15 protein-coding genes and 1 other RNA gene are annotated in these 26,255 nt (G+C 32.9%); 11 read left to right on the top strand and 5 right to left on the bottom strand.

Features of this window, described 5'->3' with window-relative positions; genetic code table 11:
• Window positions 1–84: 84 nt before the first annotated feature.
• Both uxuA and Q0822_RS00430 read right to left on the bottom strand, forming a co-directional pair.
• On the bottom strand, window positions 85–1,272 hold the full coding sequence (gene uxuA, locus Q0822_RS00435; RefSeq protein WP_299118796.1) for a mannonate dehydratase: 1,188 nt from the start codon (window positions 1,270–1,272) through the stop codon (window positions 85–87).
• A 10-nt stretch (window positions 1,273–1,282) separates the two neighbouring features.
• Complete coding sequence (locus Q0822_RS00430) at window positions 1,283–2,110, bottom strand: SDR family oxidoreductase (RefSeq protein ID WP_299118793.1); 828 nt, start codon at window positions 2,108–2,110, stop codon at window positions 1,283–1,285.
• A 288-nt stretch (window positions 2,111–2,398) separates the two neighbouring features.
• Between Q0822_RS00430 and Q0822_RS00425 the strand changes: the two genes are divergently transcribed.
• The 8 genes from Q0822_RS00425 (at window position 2,399) to Q0822_RS00390 (ending at window position 19,298) form a co-directional block, all read left to right on the top strand.
• Window positions 2,399–4,057 (top strand): hypothetical protein, encoded by a 1,659-nt coding sequence (locus tag Q0822_RS00425; protein ID WP_299118790.1) that lies wholly within the window; start codon window positions 2,399–2,401, stop codon window positions 4,055–4,057.
• A gap of 49 nt (window positions 4,058–4,106) precedes the next feature.
• Window positions 4,107–8,177: a hybrid sensor histidine kinase/response regulator transcription factor gene (locus tag Q0822_RS00420; protein WP_299118788.1), complete on the top strand. Its 4,071-nt coding sequence runs from the start codon at window positions 4,107–4,109 to the stop codon at window positions 8,175–8,177.
• A gap of 339 nt (window positions 8,178–8,516) precedes the next feature.
• On the top strand, window positions 8,517–11,543 hold the full coding sequence (locus Q0822_RS00415; protein ID WP_299118786.1) for a TonB-dependent receptor: 3,027 nt from the start codon (window positions 8,517–8,519) through the stop codon (window positions 11,541–11,543).
• A 25-nt stretch (window positions 11,544–11,568) separates the two neighbouring features.
• Window positions 11,569–13,098: a RagB/SusD family nutrient uptake outer membrane protein gene (locus Q0822_RS00410; RefSeq protein ID WP_299118784.1), complete on the top strand. Its 1,530-nt coding sequence runs from the start codon at window positions 11,569–11,571 to the stop codon at window positions 13,096–13,098.
• Window positions 13,099–13,385: 287 nt separating this feature from the next.
• The gene (locus tag Q0822_RS00405) at window positions 13,386–14,561 is read left to right on the top strand and encodes a glycoside hydrolase family 88 protein (protein ID WP_299118782.1); all 1,176 of its coding nucleotides are present in this window, start codon (window positions 13,386–13,388) and stop codon (window positions 14,559–14,561) included.
• A 3-nt stretch (window positions 14,562–14,564) separates the two neighbouring features.
• Entirely contained in the window at window positions 14,565–16,988 is a 2,424-nt protein-coding gene (locus Q0822_RS00400) for a glycoside hydrolase family 2 TIM barrel-domain containing protein (RefSeq protein WP_299118775.1), read from the top strand.
• Window positions 16,989–17,061: 73 nt separating this feature from the next.
• The gene (locus tag Q0822_RS00395) at window positions 17,062–18,228 is read left to right on the top strand and encodes an alginate lyase family protein (protein WP_299118772.1); all 1,167 of its coding nucleotides are present in this window, start codon (window positions 17,062–17,064) and stop codon (window positions 18,226–18,228) included.
• A gap of 146 nt (window positions 18,229–18,374) precedes the next feature.
• Window positions 18,375–19,298: a T9SS type A sorting domain-containing protein gene (locus tag Q0822_RS00390; protein WP_299118769.1), complete on the top strand. Its 924-nt coding sequence runs from the start codon at window positions 18,375–18,377 to the stop codon at window positions 19,296–19,298.
• An 80-nt stretch (window positions 19,299–19,378) separates the two neighbouring features.
• On the opposite strand, the gene Q0822_RS00385 is transcribed toward Q0822_RS00390, so the two are convergent.
• Window positions 19,379–21,769 (bottom strand): polysaccharide lyase 6 family protein, encoded by a 2,391-nt coding sequence (locus Q0822_RS00385; protein WP_299118766.1) that lies wholly within the window; start codon window positions 21,767–21,769, stop codon window positions 19,379–19,381.
• A 169-nt stretch (window positions 21,770–21,938) separates the two neighbouring features.
• Between Q0822_RS00385 and Q0822_RS00380 the strand changes: the two genes are divergently transcribed.
• The gene (locus tag Q0822_RS00380; protein WP_366125101.1) at window positions 21,939–22,778 is read left to right on the top strand and encodes a DMT family transporter; all 840 of its coding nucleotides are present in this window, start codon (window positions 21,939–21,941) and stop codon (window positions 22,776–22,778) included.
• A 65-nt stretch (window positions 22,779–22,843) separates the two neighbouring features.
• On the opposite strand, the gene ssrA is transcribed toward Q0822_RS00380, so the two are convergent.
• Window positions 22,844–23,237, bottom strand: a transfer-messenger RNA (tmRNA) gene (ssrA, locus tag Q0822_RS00375).
• A gap of 129 nt (window positions 23,238–23,366) precedes the next feature.
• Between ssrA and Q0822_RS00370 the strand changes: the two genes are divergently transcribed.
• A complete protein-coding gene (locus Q0822_RS00370) occupies window positions 23,367–24,572 on the top strand; it encodes an NAD(P)-dependent oxidoreductase (RefSeq protein ID WP_299118761.1) in 1,206 nt (401 codons plus the stop codon).
• The gene (locus Q0822_RS00365) at window positions 24,559–25,353 is read left to right on the top strand and encodes an SDR family oxidoreductase (RefSeq protein ID WP_299118759.1); all 795 of its coding nucleotides are present in this window, start codon (window positions 24,559–24,561) and stop codon (window positions 25,351–25,353) included. The genes Q0822_RS00370 and Q0822_RS00365 overlap by 14 nt, the downstream gene beginning before the upstream one ends.
• On the opposite strand, the gene Q0822_RS00360 is transcribed toward Q0822_RS00365, so the two are convergent.
• Window positions 25,350–26,240 carry a hypothetical protein gene (locus tag Q0822_RS00360; protein ID WP_299118756.1) on the bottom strand — a complete coding sequence of 297 codons (891 nt, stop codon included), beginning with the start codon at window positions 26,238–26,240 and terminating at the stop codon, window positions 25,350–25,352. The two genes, Q0822_RS00365 and Q0822_RS00360, sit on opposite strands and share 4 nt — an antisense overlap.
• Between the last annotated feature and the right edge of the window lie 15 nt (window positions 26,241–26,255).

Below are 26,255 nucleotides of genomic sequence, written 5' to 3'. Positions count from 1 at the left end.
TCCCCTCAAGGGGACAATTTCCCCAAGTTTATTTTTAGGATTGTCCCCTTGAGGGGACTTTAGGGGTGTAATTCCTATTTTTTTTTATAATGAACGTCTAATACCTAGTTCTAAACCTCGTAATTCGGCAAGTCCTCGTAAACGTCCTATTCCTGAATAGCCAGGATTTGTTTTCTTTTTTAAATCATCGAGCATTTTATGACCATGATCTGGTCTAAATGGCATGCGTAAATCTTTACGACCAGATGTAGCGCGTTTTTGCTGTTCTAAAATTAAGGCTTTCATCACGGCATACATATCTACATCTCCTTCGAGATGATCGGCTTCATGAAAGTTACCTGCTGCATCACGTTTGGTAGCTCTTAAATGTATAAAATGAATACGGTCTCCTAAGCGTGCTACCATGCCTGCTAAATCGTTATCTGCTCGCACTCCAAATGAGCCTGTACAGAATGTGAGTCCGTTATTAGGACTTTTAACAGCATCGTATAAATCGACAATATCTTGTTCAGTGCTAACTACTCTTGGCAATCCTAAAATTGGAAAAGGCGGATCGTCTGGATGAATGCACATTAAAACTCCAGCTTTTTCGGCTGCAGGAATAATTTCAGACAGAAAAGAAAACAGATTTGCTTTCAGTTCTTTTGGTCCAATGCTATTGTAAGTTGCTAGAATGGTATTAAATTCTTCAAGCGTATAACCCTCTTCAGCACCAGGTAAACCAGCGATGATATTTCTGACCAAGGTTTTTTGATCGTCATCGGATGCATTTTCTAAATAACGTTTTGCGTTTTCTTTTTGTGCATCAGTATAATCATGTTCTGCTCCTGGACGTTTCAATAAAAATAATTCGAAAGCAGCAAAAGCAGCAGCTTCAAAACGAAGTGCTGTTGATTTATCATCTACTTCATAATCGAGATTTGTACGCGTCCAATCCAAAACTGGCATAAAGTTGTAACATACGATATCAATTCCGCATGCACCTAAATTAAGTAGTGTTTGTTTATAATTCTTAATATAGGTTTCAAACTGACCAGTTCTTGTCTTTATATTTTCGTGTATAGGCACACTTTCTACCACAGACCAGGTTAGACCAACGCTTTCTATTTCAGATTTACGCTTTTTAATATCATCTATCGTCCAGACCTCTCCATTGGGAATATGATGTAATGCAGAGACAATGCCAGTAGCACCAGATTGTTTTATATCTAATAGTGAGACTGGGTCGTTAGGACCATACCATCTCCAAGTTTGTTCTAATTGTAAATTCATTTATTCGTTTTTAAACTCCACTATAAGCGGCAAATCCACCATCGATAGGAACTACAACTCCGGTTACAAATTTTGAAGCATCACTACATAACCAAAGTGTTGTACCGACTAAATCCTCTGGTTCACCATAGCGACCCATTGGTGTTTGGTCTATAATTTGCTGTCCACGTTGTGTTAAACTTCCATCCGCATTGGTCAATAATGTACGATTTTGATCTGTTAAGAAAAAACCAGGTGCTAATGCATTTACTCTAATACCAACCTTTGAAAAATGTACTGCTAACCATTGGGTGAAGTTAGATACTGCTGCTTTTGCTCCACTATAAGCAGGTATTTTAGTTAAAGGTGTAAAGGCATTCATTGAAGAAATGTTTAACACACTGCAACCTTCACGACCAACCATATCTTCACCATATACTTGTGTTGGGATCAAAGTCCCTAGAAAATTTAAGTTAAATGTAAACTCAATACCTTTTGGATCTAAATCGAAAAACGTTTTAAACCCTTCTGTTTTATTTTCCAAATCTTCAAGTTGAAAAAATGGATTTGATGTTGTGCCTAAAGGATGATTTCCACCGGCACCATTGACTAAGATATCAACTTTTCCAAAGGCATCATTGACGACTTTTTTTGATTTAATCAAGGATGCTTTTTCTAATACATTTGCTTCAACACCAATGGCACTACCACCATTATTGTTAATAGTTTTAGCAACTTTATCTGCAGCTTCTTTTCTTAAATCTAATACGGCAATATTATGCCCTTCTTTGGCTAAAGCTTCTGCAAGCGTGCTGCATAATACACCTCCTGCTCCAGTTAATACAATAGTTTTATTCATTTATAGTTTAGTTGTTAGTCTTTTTTAAAATTCTGTTATAGTGCTAAGATTAGCAATAAATAGATATTTAGTATCCTGTTCTGTTATGTTTTTCTTTGATATATTTTCTTGCCAAAAAATACCTTTAAGAATGAGTATATAAGATAAGAATAAACATAATAATAAAGAATTTATATTAATCAATATTACGCCTAAACTTTTTTGAATAGGACTATTATGCCCCTTCTTTTGTACTATGTTTACTCTTATACTTTATATATTTACTTAATATCTCATAATTATAACTTTATGACTCTAAGTAAAAAAACGTTTGTCGTTTTGCTTTTGTTTGCTAATATGCATCACTGTCTTTATGCACAAAAAACACCAAAAATATTAACTGCAAATTCAATAGAAGATTCTAGTTATTTACCTGATTTTAGTTTTGCAGGTTACCATAATAGTGAAGTTGAAATTCCGATGTCTGTAGGTAGAATAATTAATGCTACAGATTATGGAGTAGTTGCTAATGATGGTTTAGATGATTCGAAAGCTTTAAAAAAAGCAATACAAGAAGTGTCTAAATTAGAGGGTAAGATAACCTTGCAATTGCCGCAAGGACGAATTATTCTTAGTGATATTTTGTATTTAGAACGCGATAATTTTGTGTTGCGAGGTACAGGAACAGGTGAAAAAGGTACAGAAATTTATTGTCCTAGACCATTAATGTACGCTGATGATCCAGAAGTATTGCAAGAACTTAGAGAGTACTTAATTGAATTTGATAAAAGACAACGCGAAAAAGACAATAACATCGATTTACCATTTTCTCAATACGCATGGTCTGGAGGTTTTATTTGGACCAAAGCGCCTAACACTAGAGTAAAGCCTTATCTTCAAAAATATGAGCAACCTTATAATGTTTTAGCCAATGTTGTCTCGGGAAAACGTGGAGAATTCACTGTTGAAGCTCTAAATATTAAGGATTTAAATGTTGGTGATGTAGTGGAATTACAGTTATTTAATAAAGATGGTGAGAAGGGTAGTATCATCTCAGAACTTTATAAAAATGAAGCTGTAAAAATAGGTTCTCACCATTGGAATTTTCCCGATTTGCCATTAGTTAAGCAACAGGTTGAGATAATAAAAATTAAAGGAAATAAAATTACTATAAACGCTCCATTAACAATAGACATAAAACCTAATTATAAAGCACAATTAGTAGAGTGGAAGCATCTAAAAGAAGTAGGGATAGAACATTTTAAAATTACATTTCCAAAAGCTCCAAGAGTTGCACACCATGTAGAACAGGGATTCAATGCAATTTACCTGACACGAGTTTTTAACAGTTGGGTAAATAATGTAGTTATCGAAAACGCAGATAGTGGTGTTATTACTGAAGAGATTGCCAATGTTACTGTGAAGGATGTCGTTACCAAAGGTGAAAATTTTGCACATTATACGGTAATGATGCAAGGTACTTACAATGTTTTAGCCCAAGGGATTAAGGTTTATAATAAAGCTGAACATCCTTTAAGTTTCAACACGTTAGCCACTAAGAGTGTGTATTTAGATTGTGAGGTTTTTGTAGATCCTATTTTAGATCAACATTCTGGTGCTAACCATCAAAATTTGTTTGATAATATAAAGGTACATTTATCACCAAATGATGATTATAGTTATCCATTATTTGCAGGAGGAGGAGCAGGTTATTGGAAACCTTCTCATGGTGCATTTAGTACGTTTTGGAATATTGAAGTCAATTTATTAGATAGGTTAAATTCTGAAAAGCCTATAATATTGAACGGAATGAAAGATGGACCTTTTGCCAGAGTTGTCGGTGTTTCAGGAAATCATAAATTTGAAGTCTCTTACGAACCTAAGACTCATATTGAATTTATAAATCAATCCATAGAAGAGATCCCATCTTTATACAGGTATCAATTAAAACAGCGCTTAAAGAAATAAGTAATCAATCTTTTATTATATTTAGTCATAAACCATTCAAGGTGATTTAATGAATAAACTTAAAATTTTATTGCTTCTTTTTACCTTTAGTACTATTGGTTTTTCACAAACTCAAAACTATCCATTTACACATATATCTACAACAGATGGATTATCTCAAAGTTCAGCAATTGTCATAGAACAAGACAATTTAGGTCAGATTTGGATTGGTACCAGAGATGGGCTAAATAAGTACGATGGTACAAAATTCACTGTTTATAGAAATTCAGTGGATAAGCCAAATTCCATTAGTAACAATGATATTTTATCCATAAAGCAAGATAGTGAAGGTTACATTTGGATTGGTACCTACAATGGATTAAATAAATATAATCCTAAGACAAACGCATTTACACGATATTTTCATAGTAATGACCAATCATCGTTAGTCAACAATACAATTTGGACCATAGAAGAATTGTCTAATGGAGCTATTTGGGTAGGAACATCTAATGGCATTTCAGTATATGATAAAAGCTCTGATTCTTTCAAAAGCTTTTTAAATAAGCTAAACGAAAATGATTTTTCAGGAAACCAAGTTTTATCCATCCTCGAGACTAAAAATAATTCAGTTTATATAGGTACATCGAATGGATTGATTAAAGTTTTAGACTTTAATCAGCTAAATTTTGAAGTTGTCTCAAATACTAAAGAATTATACATTCAGGATATAGTTGAGAGCTTAGGCGGAAACTTACTACTTGCAACAAGAGGTCATAGTGTTTTGGTGTATCATACAAAGACGAAAGAAATAGAAAGTTATTTATCTAATGATAAAGATGTACAAAGTAAAATTAACGCCAGACAATTACAATATGATGACGACCAAAAACTTTGGATAGGTACTTACAGTGGCCTTGTAATTGTTGACAAGAAGAAAAATGAAACCGTTTTAACAACAAATATTAAAGATTCAAAGAGTCTAAGTAAAAATTCAATAAAATCTATATTTAAAGATAAAAAAGGCTCAATTTGGATAGGGACGTATTATGGTGGTATTAATGTTTGGGACGTATCAAATAAAAATTTTGTAAATATTATTCAAAACCCTGATGGTTCAGGATTAAGCTATAATGTAGTAAGTTCAATAGAAAATTATAAAGACTATATCTACTTTGGAACCGAAGGAGGTGGAATAACCAGACTTAACAAAAACAATAACTCTTACAGTTATATTAATGAAAATAATTCACCACAACTTTTAAACGATAATATAAAATCGCTGCATATATCTAAAAATGATAATCTTTGGATTGGTACTTTCGACTCTGGACTTGTATTATACAATCCCAAAATAAATAAGTTTAATACATCTATACTTTCACCAGAACTGATGGACTATTTAAGTGATGTAGGCATTTATGCTATAAAAGAAGATGCAAATTCTAATATTTGGTTAGGTACTTTTGGAAAGGGATTGGTACAATATAGTCTTATTAATAAAACATTTGATGCTTACAGTTTTAATGAGCAAGTCTCGAATTCATTATCGAGTAATTTGGTTAGAACCATTGAGATAGATTCAAAAGAAAATATTTGGGTTGGCACAGAGCATGGGTTGAATAAAGTAAATCCAGAAGGTAATATCACAACCTATTTTTATGAGAAAAACATTGAAGCAGGAGACGATGTTTTATCAATTTATGAAGCTAATGACCAAACCATTTGGGTTGGTACAAAGGCTAAAGGCTTATATAAGTTAATAGATTCTAAATTTCAATCAGTAGATTTAATTGCTAATGAAACTATAGTATCTTCAGTGCACAGTATCCTTGAAGACAAAAGCAATAATCTTTGGATATCAACAAATCAAGGCTTAGTTAAATTTAACCCAGAAACGAATAAGAGTATCATCTACGATCAAAAAGAAGGTTTGGTAAGTAATGAGTTTAATGATAATTCTAGCCTTAAAGTCGAAAATTCTAAGTTTTATTTTGGTGGTCCATCTGGTGTGACTTTTTTCAATCCTCAACAACTCTATATTAATGATTACGCACCACAAGTCATCATTACAGATTTTAAAATAAAACAAAAATCAGTTGATTTAAATAATAAAAATTCAGTTTTAAAAGAAACAATCACTTTCACAGAAGATCTAGAACTTGCTTATAATCAAGGTAACTTTAGCGTTGCATTTGCGGTCCCAAATTTTATTAACTCTAATAACAATAGGTATAAGTACAGATTAAAGGGACTCGAGGATGATTGGGTTGAGACTACTGAAAATAATGCATCGTATACTATACAAAATGCAGGTGATTATGTATTTGAGGTAAAAGGAGCTAACAGTGATGGTATATGGAATGAAAATCCTACTCAATTAATCATAAAAGTAGCACCAGCACCTTGGAGGAGTTGGTGGGCATTTTTAATTTATGGAGTCCTTATTTTAGGCGCTTTATATTTTTTAATGCATATTCTAAAATCTAGAACAAAACTACAAACACAATTAGAGTTAGAGCACCTAGAAGTAGAACGAACCAAGGAGGCTAACAAAGCAAAATTAGAATTTTTTACTAATATTTCTCATGAGTTTAGAACACCTCTAACCTTAATCACTGGGCCATTACATCAGATCCTAGAGGACTATAAGGGTAGCAGTAAGATGTATAAAAAATTAATGATTATAGAAAGTAGTGCTAATCAACTACTACAACTTATTAACCGTTTAATGGATTTTAGAAAGCTTGAAAATAATTTATTAAAGCTCGAATCTGCTGAAGGTAATTTTGTGAAGTTTTTAAAGGAAATTTATTTGTCCTTTAGTGAGTATGCTAAGGATAGAGGTTACGATTATAGTTTTCATACTTCCGATGATGAAATACTTGTGTATTACGATCGCTATAAACTAGAGCGTGTTTTTTATAATTTAATCTCAAATGCGTTTAGATACACTCCTCATGGTGGTAAAATTACAATTAAGGTGAAAAAAGAAAATGAAGAAATCATAATACAAGTTGAAGACTCTGGAGTTGGAATTGCTAAAGAGTATCACGAAAAGATTTTTGATAGATTTTTTGAAGTTGCTACAAATAATCAACCTGATGATAATTATAGCAAAGGTACAGGAATAGGACTGTCCATAGCAAAGAATATTGTCGATTTGCATAAAGGAAAAATTGACGTTAGAAATAACGAAAGTGGAGAAGGATCTATTTTTTCAGTAGTACTTCCCTTAGGTTGTGCTCATTTGAAAAAAGATGAAATAATTAGGGATTTTAAGTTTAGTGATGATATCTCACAATATGTAAAACAGTTAGATACACCCAATCAGATCATAGAAGACGATATTGCTGTGCAACCACTTTCTGGAGACAAACAAACCATATTATTAGTTGAAGACCATAATCCACTCCGAAAGTTTATGCGAAGCATATTGGAGGAGAATTATAACATTTTAGAAGCACAGAATGGTAAACTGGCTTTAAAAATTGCACAAAAAGAATCTCCAAATTTAATTGTGAGTGATGTTATTATGCCAGTAATGGTTGGCACAGAATTGTGCTCGGCAATTAAAGGAGATATTAAGACAAGTCATATACCCATTATTTTATTAACATCGAGGACATCTTTAATATATAAGCTAGAAGGTCTAGAAAGTGGCGCAGATGATTATATCAGCAAACCTTTTGATGTCAATGAGTTTAAATTAAGAATTAAAAACTTATTAGAATCTACTTCTCGTCTAAAACAAAAATATACGTCAGAAGATCCATTGCAACCCAATGAAATTATGATCTCCTCTTTAGATGAGAAGCTTTATAAAAAAGCACTTCAAATTGTTGAGGATAATATCGGTAATGAGGAATTTGATGTTCAGTATTTCTGCACGGACTTGGGAGTTAGCCGAACTATGCTATTTACGAAAGTAAAAGCTTGGACAAATTTTACTCCTAATGAATTTATTATGCATTTTAGAATGAAGCGTGCAGCTCAGATTCTTGAACAAGGAAAAATCAATATTTCTGAAGTCAGTTATAAGGTTGGTTTTAGAAATCCCAAATACTTCAGTAAATGTTTTCAAAAGAAATTTGGTGAGACTCCAACCCAATATACTAATAGATTCTCTTCAGATTATTAGTAGTTTAAATATAATGGACTACAATTAGGCTTTTTCGGATGTTTTTACCCCCTTTTTAGGATTTTTACAACGATGTTTTAAGTTAAATTTAGGATGTGAAAAATAACAAATCAAATAAGTTTTATTTAGAAGTAATATTAGCTTCGGTAATAGTTACACTTGGTTTGATTATTATTTACTTCATTTAAAATTTAACACTATGTAAAGAAGTAAATACTAAAATTAACATAATTTTTAGTATATTTGGTAAACCAGTTTGGTTAACCAATTATTAAACGTCTAAAAATCAATACTTTAAATATTAATCACTAAATCAAAAACTAATTAAAAAACAATCTTATGCAAAAACAACTAAGAAAAGCAAAGGTGAAATGGATATCACTTTCGATATTCTTTTTATTCGGCTTAGCATTAAATGCTCAGCAAACCGTAACTGGTAAAGTTTCGAGTAGTCCGAATGGATTGCCATTACCAGGTGCAAATATTCTGGTTAAAGGTACAACCCAAGGTGCAACTACAGATTTTGACGGTAATTATAGTATCGAGGTTGAAGATGGAACGGCTGTGTTGGTCTTCAGTTATATTGGTTTTGTCCCACAAGAAATAACTGTGGGAAGCCAATCTGTTATTAACGTAACGTTACTAGAAGATACTAATCAACTTAATGAAATCGTAGTTGTTGGTTATGGATCAGTAAAGAAAAGTGATGTAACTGGAGCCGTTTCTTCAGTAAAAGCCAAAGAACTAAATGCATTTCCTTTATTGAATGCAGAACAAGCACTTCAAGGGCGAGCTGCTGGTGTAGTAGTTCAATCTAATAATGGTGGTGAGCCTGGTGCACCAATCAATATTAAAATTAGAGGAAATACTTCAATTAACGCGAGTAGTAATCCCCTTATAGTTGTAGATGGTTTTGTAGGTGCAACGATGCCACAACCTAATGACATCGCATCTATGGAGATTTTAAAAGATGCTTCTGCTACGGCCATTTATGGATCTAGAGGTTCAAATGGTGTTGTTTTAGTAACTACAAAAAAGGGTAGAAGCGGTAAATTAACTGTTGAGGTTAATTCAAATTATTCTACTCAAAATACTGCAAACGAACTTGATTTACTAAACGCAGATCAATTTGCAACTTATCAAACTGCATTAAATCCTGGATATGCACCAGGCAATGCCGAAACGGATTGGCAAGATTTATTGTATAGAGGCGGTAGCGTTTCAAATCATCAGTTTTCTTTTTCTGGTGGTAGTGAAAATGTTAACTTTTATGCATCAACCAACTATTTTAAACAAGAAGGAGTTGTTATAAATTCTGAATTTGAAAGAATATCTTTCTTAGGAAATGTTGATGCGCAAGTTACAGACAAGTTAAAACTAGGTATGAATCTATTTGCCAATAGAGGATCTCAGGATGGTGTACCAACACAATCTACAGGTGAAACTGCAAATGGAGGTGGAGATGATGTTATTTCATTGATGTTTAGATTTGCACCAGATTTACCTATACAAGATGAAAACGGCATTAATACAATTAACTCTGTAGGAGATAACGTTGACAATCCTTATGCCATTGCGACTGAATCTGTAAATCAAACAAAAAGGGATGATTATAGAGCAAACTTATATGCGAGTTATGATATTTTAGAAGGTCTTAATTTTAAAACGACTTTTGGTTACAGTACCAGAAATGAGACTTTTGGTCTATTTAGACCTTCAACATTAACTGAGACTGCTGGACCTATTGGTGGTAGCGCTGCAATTGAAAATTTTAAGAGAACAAGTCTTTTAAGTGAGAATTACTTAACCTATAACAGAGAAATTGGAAAAGGTAACTTAACCTTATTAGCAGGTTATTCTTATCAGAAGACAAATACGCAACGCTTTGCGGCAGGTGCTCAAGGATTTACATCAGATTCATTTTCATTTAATAATTTAGGTGGTGGTGCAGTGCCGTTACTTCCGTCTTCTTCCTTTGTAGAATCAGAGATTCAATCACAATTCGGTAGATTAAATTTTGATTGGGATGATAAATACTTATTAACTGCTACTGTAAGACGAGATGGTGCTTCTAACTTTGCTGCAAATGAAAAGTATGCTATATTTCCATCTGGTGCAATTGGTTGGAAAGTATCTAATGAAGACTTCATGCAAAATATTGAAGAAATCTCTAATCTAAAATTTAGAGCTAGTTATGGTTTAACAGGTAATCAAGCTATTGGCGCATATGAGTCCTTAGCCCAATTCAATAATATTTACGCTGTCTTAAACGGACAAACAGTAAATGCTGTTTTTCCAGAAGTTGCAGCTAATCCTAATTTAAAATGGGAAACATCTTATCAAACAAATATTGGTTTAGATGTTGGTTTACTTAATAATAAAGTTTCATTGTCATTAGATTATTATAATATAGATACTAGAGATCTTATTATAAGAGAAACGTCTCAACCAGAATACTTTGGTATTTTACCTAGCTTAAAAAATGTAGGTGAGATGAATAACAAAGGTTTTGAAATAAATTTAAATACAAGAAACATAAGCAATGAGAATTTTACTTGGACTACAGATTTAAACTGGTCTACAAATAAAAATGAATTTGTGACATTGTTAGATGGTGAGGATATAATACTTGATGCGTCTCCAGGTTATTTTAATATAGATGAAACCCATATTTTAAGAGAAGGTGAAGCTGTTGGTGTTTTTTGGGGTTATGAATATCAAGGCGTTTACCAAGGTGGTTCGTTACCAGAAGGCACAGGAATTTTACCAGGTGCAGAGGCAGGTGATCAATTATTTACGGATTTAGATGGTGATGGTGTAATTTCTCCAGGCGATGATAAAAAAATAATAGGGGATCCTAATCCAGGTTGGACATTTGGTTTTACAAATAACTTTACCTATAAAAACTTTGATTTAAATATCTTTTTTCAAGGAGTACAAGGTGGAGATATTATGAATCTTACAAATGTACAGTTGTTTAATGGAGATTCTAATGCTACAACTGATGTATTAAACTCGTGGACACCATCTAATACAAATACAGATATTCCACGTGCTAAGCTTAGAGGTAAAGAAATTTCTTCTCGTTTCGTAGAAGATGGAAGTTACATTAGATTAAAGAATATAGCCATTGGTTATAACTTGCCTCAAGACGTTATAGGGAAGATAGGTTTAGAGAGTGTTAGAATATCGGTAAGTGCACAAAACTTATTCACAATAACAGATTATTCTGGTTTAGATCCTGAAGTAAGTTATTTTGGAACAGGTGGTCAAGGCAATTCAGAAAGTAATACAACTCAAGGCTTCGATTTTGGTAATTATCCAACTGTCAGATCCTTTAATTTTGGAGTTAACCTAAGATTTTAATAAATTTAAAGAAAAAACAAAAAACATGAAAACGTACAAAATTTTATTATTATTGATAGGTGTATCAATAATGGGATGCTCAGACTTAGAAGAGGAGCCATCAGGTTTACTAGCGCCTGAAGGATTTTTTAACAGCGTAGCAGATATTCAAACCGCTGTTAATGGAGCTTATGGACATATGACCACAGAGGATTTCTGGGGAAGAAAAATGTCATTGCCATTGATGTTACGAAGTGATATGGTATCTATAGGTGATCCAACAACGTCAACAAGGAGAATTGAGCACGAAGAATTTAATGTCCCAACCGATAATGGAATGATTTCGGGTTATTGGCAAAGAGTTTATCAAGTTATAGCCGCTGCTAATCAAGCTATTGCAGGATCTGCTTTGGTAGGTGCACCTGATGAACAGAAAAATCCAGTTGTAGCTCAAGCTTATTTTGTTAGGGCTTTTGCATACTTTCATTTAGTAAGACAATTTGGAGCTATTCCTTATTTAGATGAACCAGTAACAGATGCTGATGCAGCAGGCTCAATCAGCAAAACTTCTGCTGCTGATGTATATACAAACATTATATCAGATTTAGAGTTTGCTAAAACTTGGTTGCCTAACACGCAAGCAGCTAGATCTATACCTGCCAAGTCAGCAGCGCATTCATATTTAGCGCTAGTGTATTTAACTACTGGTGATTACCAAAGTGCTTATAATGAGGCAAAAGGAGTTATTGATAATGAAGGTACTTATAACTTAGGTTTAGAAGCTGATTTTCAAGACTTATTCGATGCTACCACTATAGACGGATCATTGGAGCCAATATTTGCTTTAGATTTTAATGGATTTAGTGATGGTGATACAGGTAGAGATTATCAAGCAGCATTAACTGGTCTTAGAAATGACGAACAATATGACCTTGGTGGAGGTTGGTCTGTTGCAGTTCCTTCTCTAGAGGTTTACAACACATGGGACGGCAGAGATTATAGAAAAGCTGTTAGTTTAGATACTACTGGAGTCTTTAATGGAGTTACACAGCCTTATACAGTGTTTAAAGAAAGTGGAGCAAGTGGTAGAGGTGTAAATCGTCCACATATTGCAAAATACACTCGTAATACAGGTATAACTGCTACTGGAAATGGAAGAGGGTCACAACAAAATTATTCTATGATACGTTATGCAGAAGTATTACTAATAGCTGCAGAGGCATTGAATGAAGTTAGCCCAGGCTCAACGGAAGCAGAAGGTTATTTAAATAGAGTTAGAGCTAGAGCAAGAAATAGTAATGGAGTAACTTCCGGTTTGTTTCCTGCAGATATTTCTGGTTTATCTCAGAGTGATTTCAGAGATATGGTTTTAGAAGAGCGTAAATGGGAACTTGCTTTTGAGTTTAAGAGATGGTATGACATCGCTAGAAGAAGAATCGGGCCACAAGTATTTGGTGCTTCTGGTTTAGAAGGTGCTAAGCCTGGATTCTCTGAGGATCAAGATTATTTATACCCATTACCTGCAGATGAGTTAGCAAGAAATCCAAATTTAATGCCTAATAATCCAGGATATTAATTCTTAATTATGCTTTAAATACCTAGTATAATAAATATCAAAATCGACTCTAGTCATAGAGTCGATTTTTTTTTTGATAAAGGAAGAATCTCTGTTTCTTTGAAATATGTTATCATTCCTTCTATCGAAATAATAATTAGGATATTTATATACCCTAATTTGTACTTATACTTTAATGCTTTTTGCTAGTTTTAGTATTCTAAAAACAGTTGAGTATTGTAATATTAAAACCTAAGTTATTTTATTGAATTGTTTTTATTCTAATCTTTAAGATGTTACATGTAATTATGAGTAAAAATATCCTTATACTAATGTTTGCTTTTACACTATTGATAAGTTGTAAAAATGAGTCAAAGTCTATTAATGAAGAACCTGAATCAATAGAGAAACAGTTACAAAAGCGCTATGCAAAATTAATGTCTTATCAAGCAGATTCTTTATCATTTCCAAGAAGTTATTCTCACAAAAAAAATGAGATTAAAAAAGTACCATCAAAGGACTGGACGAGTGGTTTTTTTGCTGGTAATCTGTGGCAAATATATGAGTTGACAGGAGATGAAGCGTTTAAGGATAAAGCTAAAGAATGGACAGCTTTTATTGAGCAAGAAAAGTTCAATAATCGTACACATGATATGGGCTTCAAAGTATTTTGTAGCTTTGGAAATGGATTGAAGCATGAAGACAATGATGCCTATAAAAAAATAATAGTAGAAAGTGCTGAAACATTAAGTACGCGTTTTAAAGAAGATATTGGTAGTATTCGCTCTTGGGATTTCAATAGAGATATTTGGCAATTTCCTGTCATTATAGATAATATGATGAATTTAGAATTGCTTTTTGAAGCTACTAAAATATCTGGAGATAGTACTTTTCATAAATTGGCAATTACGCATGCTAATACAACATTAAAAAACCATTTTCGACCAGACAATAGCTGTTATCATGTTGTAGATTATGATACCATTACTGGTCAACCGAGATTGAAAGTAACACACCAAGGATATAATGATGAGTCTTCTTGGGCAAGGGGACAAGGTTGGGGAATTTATGGTTATACAATGGCATATCGTTATACTAAGAATACAAAGTATTTAGACAGAGCTATTGCGAGTACTAACTTTTTTCTAAATCACAAAAATTTACCTGATGATGGCATTCCATATTGGGACTTTGAAGATCCAGGAATACCTAACGCAGTCAGAGATGTATCTGCTGGTACAGTTGTGGCGTCAGCACTCGTTGAACTCTATGGGTATACAAGAGACAAAAGATATTTAGATTATAGTAAAAAGGTCATCAATAGTCTACAGTCTGAAGCTTATATATTAGACGCTGCTGTAGAAGCTCCATTTATTTTAGATCATAGTACAGGTAATTGGCCTAAAAAAGATGAAATGGATGAACCAATAGTTTATGGTGACTATTATTTTTTAGAAACTTTACTGAGATTAAACGCTTTATAATATATGATATCAAAATCTATACTTTTTAAGTTCGTAGCTATATGTAGCTTCAGTTTCTTGCTGTTCTCTTGTAATAATACGACTGAAAACAAAAGTCAAGAACGCAGTAAAACAAATATAAATAATGACTGGTTGTATTTAGAAAACAATACAGAAAACATAAGTGATGCATTAGATCAAGACAATTGGCAAAATATAAACTTGCCTCATACATGGAATGCATTAGATGCAACAGATTTAGAGCCAGGTTACAGACGATCAGGAAGTTGGTATAAAAAGACTTTAGATATACCTTTTAAAGTTTCAGGTCAAATCTATCAGCTTTATTTTGAAGGTGTCAATATTACATGTGAAGTTTATGTCAATGGCAACAAAGTTGGTGGTCATATTGGTGGCTACATCGGTTTTACGATTGATATTACTAATGCAATTTCAAGTGGATCGAATGAAATTTTAGTGCGTGCTGATAATGGCTATGATCCAGAAGTTATTCCGTCTCAAAAAAGTGACTTTTTTATTTTTGGAGGTATCACCAGAGATGTTTGGTTAGAAACTTTACCATCACAGCATTTATCTAATTTAAAAATTACGACACCAAATGTTTCAAACGAAAGTTCAGATTTATTGGCAGTTTTTGACGTCAATAATTTAAATGATGATTCAAGAATTAAGGCAACATTGATTGATGGTGAAGGTAATGAGATACGATCTCAAGCTTTCGACGCTTCAGATTCAGAGTTAGAAATTAGTTTCAATGGGATTGAGAATATTAAACTTTGGGATACTGATAATCCAAACCTCTATACGTTAAATGTTCAGCTTTTAGATAAAGAAGCTGTAATAGATGAGATTTCGGATAAAGTAGGTTTTAGATGGTTCGAGTTTAAAGATTACGGTGCCTTCTACTTAAACGGTAAGCGATTATTATTAAGAGGAACTCACAGGCACGAGGAGCATGCAGGTGTTGGTGCAGCAATGAGTAATGAACAGCATAGAGCGGATATGGAACTCATTAAAGATATGGGAACTAATTTTGTGCGATTAGCACATTATCCTCAAGATCCTGAAGTTTATAAAGCTTGTGACGAACTTGGCTTATTAGTTTGGGATGAGTTACCTTGGTGCCGAGGTGGATTAGGAAATGACGCATGGAAGAAAAATACTAAAGGTATGCTCAAGGAAATTATTGAGCAAAATTATAATCATCCAAGTATTATTTTTTGGTCTTTAGGAAATGAAATTTATTGGCTACCAGATTTTGAAGGAGGTGATAATAGAGAGAATATTAATGTCTATTTAAAAGAATTGAATGACTATGCGCATGAGTTAGATCATTCACGTAAAACAGCGATTAGAAAGTATTATGAAGGAGCTGATATAGTTGATGTTTTTTCACCATCAATTTGGTCTGGTTGGTATTCTGGAAGCTATAAAAGTTATCAAAAAGCAATTAATCAGTATAAAGCAGAGTATAAACATTTTATACATACTGAATATGGTGGGTCGAGTCATTTAGGACGACATACCGAGAATCCTATTACAGGTGAAGGTAAAATACAGGCTGATGGTTGGGAAGAAGCGATTGTACAAACAGATGTAGCAAATATTGCACAAATAGGCGATTGGAGTGAGAATTATATTGTTGACTTATTTGATTGGCACTTGCGCATTTCAGAAAATGATTCAACTTTTATAGGTAATGCACAATGGGCTTTTAAAGATTTTGGTACACCATTACGACCAGAAAATGCAATCCCTTATATGAATCAAAAAGGCTTGGTAGATAGAGATAACAATCCAAAAGATGCGTTTTATGTATTTAAAAGTTATTGGAACACAACAGATCCTTTTACTTATATAGAATCACATACCTGGACAGAACGTCAAGGTCCAAAAGATTTGGCTAGAGATATAAGCGTTTACAGTAATTGTGGTGAAGTAGAATTATTTTTAAATGGGAAAAGTCTTGGAACTAAAAGGCGAGATACTAAGGCATTTCCTGCCGCAGGATTAAATTGGTCACTCAACTTTAAAGAAGGTAAAAACTCATTAGTGTCTGTTGGTAAAACAAACGATGGAAATGAAGTAAAGGATGAGTTAGATGTAAATTATCGATTCACAAAAAATGAAAAGGCAAAAGGGTTAAAGTTAGAATATAAGATAATGGACAATGGGAATTACCTTATAACTGCAATAGCTCACGACAGTAATGGATTACGCTGTTTAGATTATGAGAAACGAGTTTATTTTCAATGTTTATCTGGCGGTGAAACATATAAAAGCTTAGGAACTCCAACTGGTAGCGAGTCTATTGAAATGGCAAATGGAAAAGCTTCTATTGAGGTAAAGCGAATAGCAACAGATCAACCTATAAAAATGATGGTATTAAATCAGAATTTTAAAGGTACATATTTAACAATTGAGTAGTTTATTAGTAATTTGATTTAAAATCTTCAAACGAAAGTATACTTCTGAAGTTTGAAGATTTTTTTATTTTTTCATGAGGCATTATAAGCTTATTATTTTTCTTTTAGGTACAGTGTTTAACTGCACAGAGCAGCCTACGGATTTCCAAGTTGTTTTAGACTTAGAAAGAAAATATATTCTTAAGGAAGCAAAAAACTATTCTAATCTTAAACCTTTAACAGTAACGTCTTATTATTCTGAAAGAAGTGCTGGTGGAATTCATGATTTTTATTCTGAAGGTGATTATTGGTGGCCAAATCCCAAGCATCCAGATAGTGCTTACATTAGAAAAGACGGTTTAACTAATCCCGATAATTTTACAGAGCATCGCATAGCTATGATAAGATTAAGTAGAATTTCAGGATCTCTTGCTTCAGCTTATTTAGTCACAGAAAACAATAAATATATTGAGGATTTAATTCCACATTTAAGAGCTTGGTTCGTTAACAATGAAACTAAAATGAACCCTAATTTAATGTATGCACAAGCTATAAAAGGTCGTGTTACAGGAAGAGGTATTGGCATCATTGATACAATTCATTTAATCGAAGTTTCTAAAGCAATACGTGTAGTTGAGACTTCAGGATTAATGCAAGACTCTGATTTAAAAATGGTTAAAGAATGGTTTCAAGACTACTTGAGTTGGTTAACTTCTCATAGTTACGGAAAAAAGGAGCGTGATAATGGTAACAATCACAGTACATGTTGGGCAATGCAGGTTGCTGCTTTTGCAGAACTTACAGAAAACGAAGAACAACTGACATGGTGCAAAAACTTTTTTAAAAACACCTTACTGCCAGAGCAAATGGGTGAGGATGGAAGTTTTCCCAAAGAATTGGCGAGAACAAAACCATATGGATACTCTATTTTTAACTTAGATGCTTTTTGTGGACTTGCACAAATTTTGTCGACCAATAACGATGACTTATTTAAGTTTGAAACTGAAGATGGAAAGAGTCTGGTTTTAGGACTAAATTTAATGACTAAATATATAAAAAGTAAGGATGATTGGCCATATCAAAAAGATGTGATGTATTGGGAAGATTGGCCAACAAAACAAACCTCTGTTTTATTTGGTGCCTTGGCTTATAATGATGAAAGTTATTTAGAACTTTGGAGATCTCTTCCGGAAATTCCTGAAAAACAAGAAATTATAAGAAATATGCCAATAAAGTTTCCGCTGTTGTGGATTAAGAAATAATCACTATATTTGGTAAACCAGATTGGTAAACCAAATTTTTATCACAATTTATTGAGGTTTGTACAATTGACATACTTGTTTAGAATATTTATAACTAGAAATTAAAATAAATTTAACTGATCATTAATATATAAAAACAAAAAATTATGAAAACAAAACTACTATTTGCATTATTATTTTTAACAGCTTTGGGATATGCCCAAGTTCAACCAGTTGTCCACAATGCTGTTTTTGACAATATACCTAAATCTTCAGGTTCTGATTGTTCTTGTTCTGGTTGGATTAATAAAGACATTGCAGACCAAGCTGAGTCTTCTTCTATAAGCAGTAACGATGTAGTAAAATTTGATAACGTTGAATCTGACGGTATCTATCAAGAGGTAGCTGTTGAAGCAAACAGTGACTATACATTAGATATTGATTTTAGATATAGTTCAACTACAACAACAACTCAATTTATTGAAGTGATAGTTTTAAAAGGTAGTGGATACGTAGATGGATACACACCTTTATATGAAACACCAGATATAGCTGCTCAAGATGGATTTGGCTACGATGATATCGCTGAGGTAGAATCAGCTACCAATCAGCTTGCTTATGCTACTATAGTTCCTGCGGGAAGCACTTCAGATTTAAATCCTATGTCACCTACTATAACATTTAACACAGGTGCCGAAACAAGCCTAGCTATATTTGTAAGAGCCGTTGGACCTTACGACGCAGCGGCGCATGGGGATCCTGGTAAAGATAAAGGTTGGATGAATGGAGATACGGAAGTTAGAATGGATAATCTGTCTTTAGTTAACTTAGGTGTTCTTTCAACTGAAGAATTTTCTGCATCAAGTTTTAAAGTATATCCAAATCCTACAACATCAAATATTACTATTAAATCATCAGATCTATCACAAATTGATTCTGTTGAATTATATAATATTCTTGGAAAAAGAGTATTTGCTGCTTCCAGTCTGATTAACGACTCAATAAATGTTTCAGAAATAGCATCAGGTGTTTATTTACTTAAAGTAAACTCTGGAAATAATTCTGTAACTAAGCGAATTGTTATTGAATAATTAGAATTCAAAATTTACATAAAAGGGCAACTTATCTTAATAAGTTGCCCTTTTTAATTGAATTGATATTGACTTAAGGTTTAACTTTGTGTCAATCCAATCTGTTCATTTCCATTATTTTCTTTCAATAAAGGTGATTTTTCACTAGGAATATATTTCTCTTTATCTTCCCATTTAGGATTTTTATAAATCATATTCATCTCTTTAGCTCCTTTACTTAATTTAGGAAAACCACTGTCATCGAATAGACAATTTTTAATAATAGCATTAACACCTTGCAAATTTATCGGGTTTTGTGCCTTATAGCTATTTATAAAAACTGAATTTTTTATGGTTACCTCGTGAATTCCATTGGTTCTAATAATGCGACCTTTCTCTTCATTAGCGACTTTGTCGAATATGCTATTGGTAATAGTGATTTTTCCACCTTCAATATTAATATTTGGGATAGTTCTCGTATAGTTTACGGCAAACTCTTCGATATTATTAAAGATACAGTTATTGATTAGAATCTCTTCTGCATTATATTTTCCTAGATTATCTTTATCATAAGACAGGTTTAAACCTCTATAACTATCTAAAAATTCACAACTTTTAAAACTTAAAAGACTAGCCATTGTACCATTATATGCTTTAAAAATACTACCTCCATCTTTAGTTGAGAAATTTTTAAAAGTGCAGTTTTCTACCTTAAGTTCGTAAAGATCAGATTCTAATTTATCTGGAGATACAATGGCGTACTTCGGTGGTCTGCTATGCGCGGCGTCAAAAGTTACATTTTTAATGGTTAGTGATGTTCCTTGGTTAATTCTTAAAAAATAACTAAAAGATTTTTCAATATCCTCTTGCATTTTAATTATTGTACTCCCATTTTCTGCACCAACAACAGTTATCTTACTATTTACCTTTAGGCTTTTATTTAAAATGTAAGTTCCTTCTTTTAATGTAATAATATCTCCATCTTTTGCTTTACTGAATGCTTTAGATAGAGTACCTGTACCTGGTTCTATTACCAAATCTTCCGGTTTTGTTATTGGAGCTATTATATTAGGTTTCCAGCCAGGACCAGTTCTGGCTAAAATTGCTTTTGGTATTTTGGTATTGTTGAGGTTAAACGCACCGGCAACATAAGTATCTCTTTGAGATTCTGTGATATCAATAGTTGGACTTTTTGCAGTTTTGGTTACGCTTTTAAGCACAGGATTATTTTCAGTTGGCATTGGAAGTGATTTTAGAATACTCCAATCAATAGATGTCTGAGTAAAATATTTAGGGTCAACATTGGCATTACTGTCAACAACGTTGCCACTAAAAGAAATACCATCAATGTTATCTACAACATCTAGGATTCTTCCAGAATTGGTGTTGGTAATAATATTGTTTGCAAAAACAGTATTGATAGGAGCTAAACTTTTTTCGTCGTCTTTACCAGCACCAAAAGTCATAGGTCCACAATTAATAATGGTGTTGTTTTGAATATCAACATTTTTAACTTGGTGATATCTATTCAAAGGTGAATTCGGAACTCCATTCATAATGACTATTGGTCCTCTATAACCATTTCCAGTTAATCCAACTAATAAATTATTACGAACGATATGCCCTTCGTTTATGATTCTTATGCCTCCAGTACGCGACACATTATTACCTAAGAATACATTGTTTTCGACTAGTGCATTATTACCATGTCTTAGAGTTAATGTTCCTTGGCTTTCAACGAATAAGTTGTTTCTAAAGATATTATCTCCAGATTTGTTAGAGATAATTTCTATTTCACCATCACACTTTTTAAAGGTATTATATTCTACTATAGTTTTAGAAGATTTCATAGAGTTAGCACTTGTGCCAATTCTAATCGTTTCTCCACCATTTTCGCCCAAATCTGGTCTTGGTCCAAAATAGTTATGATCTATTTGGTGATTGTTTTCTATATGCTCTTCACCTTTTAACCAAACCACCAGTGTAGTGCCAGAAGATTCTTTTCCTGTAAAATTATTATGATCTACTCTATTATTTTTGCCCCAAATATCTACCCAGTGATTTTTTATGCTTTCATCAGCAACATTAAAGTAAGAAATGGTAGAGTTTGTAAATCTACAGTTGTTAGCAAATTCTTTCGAGTTTTTCCTAAACTGAACAACGTGTTTGGATGTTGTTTTTCCATCTTTAAACCAAAGGCCACTTACTATAACATGACTACCATAAATACTTAAACTAGAATCACCAGATAAGATAACTTCACCAGCAGTTTCTGCTTTAATAATAATTGGTTTTTCTTTAGTTCCATTTCCATGGGCTAAAAGTTTGGTGTCCTTCCATTCGCCATTTTTTAAAATAATTGTACCTCCAGAATTAACTTCGGATAGAGCAGCATTATATTCATCAATATTAGAAACTGTAATGTTTTGAGCTTCAGCAAAATTTATGAATAGGACAGTGGTAATCAGTGAAAATAAATGTAATGGTTTCATGTTTAAATTAAGTTCAAAATTTTGATCTTATAAAAATAATCAAAAACAGTTCCGTTTTTAAATATAGCATTTAAATTATGTCGTAATCGTATTATTTTCTAATAATTTTGTATGATTTTATCCTTACATTGCCTTTTCTAAATTCACTTGATTCTAAAAAGCAATTCTTATTCTGAAAAAGGCGATACAATACATGATAATTAGTGCTCTTGCATTTACATTTTTGAATGTATTTGTAAAGTCATTAAGTAACTTCAGTGTTTATCAAATAGTGTTTTTTAGAGCTGTGGGATCTTTGTTTTTTACAATACCATATTTATTAAAAAATAAGATTTCCTTATTAGGAAACAAAAGAAGTTTATTAATAATGCGTAGTGTTTTTGGGCTTATTTCTATGACCTTATTCTTTCTGTCATTAAAATATATAGCAATGGGTACAGCCGTTTCTATTCGATATATTGCTCCGATTTTTGCAGCTTTTTTTGCATTATTCCTCTTAAAAGAAAAAGTAAAACCTATACAATGGTTGTTCTTTAGTATCGCTTTTTTAGGAGTTTTAGTTTTAAAAGGATTTGATACGGAAGTACAGATAGAAGGTATTCTTTTTGCTGTAATATCTGCTTTATTTGCTGGTTTAGTCTATATAACAATAAGAAAAATTGGGAACGAAGATCATCCCGTAGTAGTGGTTAATTATTTTATGGTTATTTCTACAATTATTGGTGGGCTTTTGGCTATTAATGGTTGGGTAAACCCTATAGGTAAAGAATGGCTAGTGCTTATGAGTTTGGGTGTCTTTGGATATTTTGCTCAGCTGTACATGACCAAAGCAATGCAAGTTGGAGAAACCAATCAAGTTGCCCCATTGAAATACTTAGAAGTTATTTTTACTATAATAATTGGATTATTATGGTTTAAGGAAATCTATACGATTTGGAGTTTAATTGGGATATTACTCATAGTGGTTGGGTTAACACTAAATATTACTATTAAGAAGTATAAAAATTGATTGTTCTAAATTGAGTAACTTATATAAATACAAAAACCTGATTCATTTAAAATCAGGTTTTTTTAGTGTGGAGTCGGAGAGAATCGAACTCTCGTCCAAACAAGTAACCAAAGAGCTTTCTACACGTTTAGTCTATTCTTAGGTTTTCGATTATAAGCTGGTTAAAGACAACCTACTTAAAACTTAGCTTCTTAATCTCGAAAGTGCATCAAAGCGCTACACTATCTTAGTCAATTTTTACGATGCCTCAAAAAAGAACGCCATTAACCAAGGCTTTCTGGAGACATTTAGCTTGTACACCATGTGTACCTAGGCCAATCTTACTATAATTCAGATTATGCAGCTAAAGCGTAGTTATTCTCGCCGTTTAAAATTTGGTCTAGCCTTTTACGTGTTTCAATGCCATTACACGACGTGCTTACCATTTAACTAATCTCGCTGTCAAAACCAGTCGACCCCAAAATTTAAATTAAAAGGAGAGCGAAGTTACAAAAAAAGTTGTGCAACCTCTTAAATCCAGTTATTTTCGTGCAAAAATTATTCCATATTGTAAATTGACACTTTTGTCAGTTGCTAAATAGTATTTGTATGAAATTTGCCATCATAAAAGAACGTAAAAACCCACCAGACAGAAGAGTTGTGTTTTCGCCAGAAACCTTAGCCGAAGCTAGAGCCCAATTTCCAGATGCTGAATTTGTGGTTGAATCTTCAGATATTAGGGTTTTTTCTGATGAAGCATATGCTGAGTTAGGATTTGAAGTCACTGATGATGTGTCTGATGCAGATGTTATGATTGGAGTTAAGGAAGTGCCGATCGAAGATTTAATTCCGAATAAAAAGTATTTCTACTTTTCACATACTATTAAAGAACAACCTTATAATAGAAAGCTTTTAATAGCTATGCTAGAAAAGAATATAGAAATGTATGACCACGAAACTATAGTTCGTAAAGACAACATGCGTTTAATTGGTTTTGGTCGTTATGCTGGTTTGGTTGGTGCTTACAATGGGTTTAGAGCTCTGGGATTACGAGACGGAATATTCAACTTACCAAAAGTGGAAACGCTTGCTGATTTAAATGCGGTAAAGGCAGAACTTGATAAAATTACCATACCAAATATTAAAGTTTTGCTTACAGGTACAGGTAAGGTAGCACATGGTGCTAAGGAAATTTTAGATCATTTAGGAATTAAGGAAATAAGTGACGCGTTGTATTTAACATCAAAGTTTACTGAACCTGTTTATGTTATGGCAGATGTTATGGAATATGCCAAACGTAAAGATGGTAAAGTAGGCGATAAGTGGGAATTTTATAAAGATCCAATAGGTTATGAAAGTAATTTTATGCCTTACGCCAAAGAAACGGATTACTTTATTGCTGGTCACTTTTATGGTAATAATGCACCTTATTTATTTACCAGAGAAGATGCCAAACATTCAGATTTTAGAATCAATTTAGTGGCTGATATCTCTTGTGATATAGATGGCCCTGTGGCGAGTACTATTCGTCCTTCAACAATTGCAGAGCCCTTTTATGGTTATGATTCTAAAACTGAAAAAGAAGTTGCTTTTGATAAAAAAGGTGCAATCACAGTTATGGCAGTAGATAATCTGCCTTGCGAATTACCAAAAGATGCCAGTGAAGGTTTTGGGACTACATTCTTAGAGCATGTTCTTCCTGCATTCTTTAATAATGATGAAAGCGGAGTTTTAAAACGCGCTAAGATTACTGAGAATGGTAAACTAACAAAAAGATTTAGTTACCTTCAGGATTTTGTTGATGGAAACAAATAAAACATCAAAAACTGCTTTAGTAACCGGAGCAGCTTCAGGACTTGGATTTGAGCTCGCTTTATTGTTAGCTAAGGATGGCTATAACCTAATTTTAATCGATATTGATTCTGAGAAGTTACAAGAAGCGAAAATCAGAATATTAAAAAACTACCATACCAAAATTACGTTGTTAATTAAGGATTTAAGTCTAATTAATATTGCAGAAGAAATTTATAATGACCTAAATGCGACTGATATAGATGTCATTGTAAATAATGCTGGATTTGGTTTATTTGGGACATTTCATGATACAGATTGGAAGCGTGAATCTGAGATGTTACACTTACATATTATAACCACTACCCATTTAATTAAGTTAATTCTTCCTGGTATGGTGAAAAGGGGTTCTGGTAAAATTTTGAATCTATCTTCTTTAGCAGCGTTTCAACCTGGTCCATTAATGGCATTATATTATGCATCTAAGTCTTATCTTTTGTCCTTTTCTCAAGCCATATCAAATGAGTTAAAAGGAACAGGTGTGACTGTTACAGTATTGTGTCCTGGACCAACAAAAACGTCATTTCAAGATGTTGTTTCCGAAGGTGTTGGAGATAATAAAATAGGCTTCAACATGGCCTGTCCTAAGCAAGTAGCTGCATATGGTTATAAAGCAATGCACAATAGCAGAGTAGTTGCAATTCCTGGACTTTTTAATAAGTTTTTATCGATACTCCCTAGAATGTTGACCAGAAATAGAACGACAAAAATTGTGAGGAAAATTCAAGATAAGAATAGGGATTAGTTGACTATTTCATTTCCAATAGTTCTAATTGCTGTTTTCACTTCTGGCAATAAATCAAAATACCCTTTTTGGTCTGGAGCATCAAATGCACTGGGAAGTAAATATGAAATCAAAGCAATAACATCGTCTTCAGATTGTGCTAATTCATGGTAACTATTTGCCATGTCGATTAGAATAGATTCTTCAAAACCAGCATCAGAATAAAAATCTAACCATTGCGACTCCATTATTAAAACTAACTTTTGATTGCTATTAGTACGTTTTGACTTTATCAATTCTAATCGACTAAGGTAATCAGAGTCATTTTTTGGGTCTATAGTTCCGTAACGATCAAATCCTACCCAATCAATATCATTAGTAATAATGAGTTGGTTGATAACATCTGGTGCTTCAATAACCATTAAAGGAATATCTGGGAAACTTAGCTTTATTCGGGCAGCAACTATTGCCAAATCATTCATGCTCATTTGATTCCAAGCAGGCTCATCGGCAAAATCAAAAGCAGCAACAGATTCTGTAGTTAAGAACTGATTATTGTGAGTCCATGTTGAAAATAATTCTTCGTAATTATTTAGTAATTCATATCTAAATCCTGATGGCGAATTAGAGTCTTCAATTGCATTTATAAATAAGCCTTGTAAATGAATTAAAACCTTATTGTTGTTCAGTGTATTTGCTGAAACTCTAGATTCAAGATTGCTCAAATCTTCAGGACACATATCAATTAAATTGACAAAATTGTCAACCTGATTAGTATAGTTGATTCCACAATCTGTTATAGCGAATCCAAAATATTTTAGGTGCGAACTGGTTTCATTTTCAATATTACTAGATGAAGAGCATCCAATAAAGTGAATCCATATGATTATTAGAACTAGATATCGCAAAATTCTTATTTATAC

Origin of the sequence: uncultured Winogradskyella sp. (assembly GCF_947496485.1) — a bacterium.
Lineage (GTDB): Bacteria > Bacteroidota > Bacteroidia > Flavobacteriales > Flavobacteriaceae > Winogradskyella.
The sequence above is the reverse complement of the archived record's forward strand: the minus strand, read 5'-3'. Positions and strand labels throughout refer to the sequence as shown.